Source organism: Streptomyces griseorubiginosus (genome assembly GCF_017614965.1).
In the GTDB taxonomy this organism is placed as follows: Bacteria; Actinomycetota; Actinomycetes; order Streptomycetales; family Streptomycetaceae; genus Streptomyces; species Streptomyces griseorubiginosus_B.
Genome location: NZ_WVUG01000726.1, coordinates 1 through 508 on the forward strand (window position 1 = coordinate 1; position 508 = coordinate 508).

The following is a 508-nucleotide window of genomic DNA, read 5'->3' on the forward strand; positions in this document are numbered from 1 at the left end:
GCCCCGCAGTCACCGGCACCGGCGTCCCCCGCGCCCACCTACGCGCCTCCCAGCGGTGGTCTCGACCCCCGCATGCTCTGGCCGAACATCCTGGAGGCCGTCAAGAACCGCCGCCGCTTCACCTGGATCCTGCTCAGCCAGAACGCCCAGGTCGCCGGCTTCGACGGCACGACCTTGCAGCTGGGCTTCGTCAACGCCGGCGCCCGGGACAACTTCGCGAGCAGCGGCAGCGAGGACGTGCTGCGACAGGCGCTGGCCGAGCAGTTCAACGTGCAGTGGAAGATCGAGGCGATCGTCGACCCGTCCGGCGGCTCGGCCCCCGCACCGACCGGCGGCCCCTCCGGCTTCAACGGCGGAGGCGGCGCGCAGGGCGGTTACGGCGGTGGCGGAGGAGGCGGCTACGGCACGACGGGCGCCCCCAGCGCTTCCTACACCGGTGCCTCTTACGGCGGTGCCACGACGGCTCAGCGCCCGGCACCGCCCCAGTCGGCGCCCACCACCCCCACCG

The 508-nt window shown here is 73.8% G+C and carries 1 pseudogene; it reads left to right on the plus strand.

Annotation, left to right across the window (positions count from 1 at the left end):
• Window positions 1–508: pseudogene (locus GRC12_RS44980) on the plus strand (DNA polymerase III subunit gamma and tau); the annotation flags it as partial.